This is a genomic window from Janibacter sp. CoH_79_TC_3 (assembly GCF_058197955.1).
Genome location: NZ_JBXWIV010000073.1, coordinates 1 through 290, shown reverse-complemented (window position 1 = coordinate 290; position 290 = coordinate 1). Strand labels below are relative to the sequence as shown.

1 protein-coding gene is annotated in these 290 nt (G+C 52.1%); it reads right to left on the bottom strand.

Features of this window, described 5'->3' with window-relative positions; all coding sequences use genetic code 11:
• Positions 1–271: RelA/SpoT-related domain-containing protein (locus AC2FA3_RS15120; RefSeq protein ID WP_490510302.1), on the bottom strand; the 271-nt coding region annotated here is incomplete at its 3' end.
• Between the last annotated feature and the right edge of the window lie 19 nt (positions 272–290).

The window sequence follows — 290 nt, the reverse complement described above, 5'->3', positions numbered from 1 at the left end:
CCCTTATGCTCATGAGAGTGCAGTGGAGGGCTTCGTAACCGTTGCTCTTGGGATGCTTGACCCAGTCCCTGACCCTGTCGGGCTTGTACCTGTAAATGCCTGTGATTATGGAGAATATGTGGTAGCATTGGTCTCGTTCAGACTCCGTGGAGGCAGTGTCGGGCGTGAAAATGATTCTGACCGCATAGAGGTCATAGACCTGTTCGAACGGGACGTGCTTGGTCTCCATCTTGTGCCAGATGGAATATGGCGTCTTTACCCTTTTCTTGATGCGGAAATTGAAGCCGGCG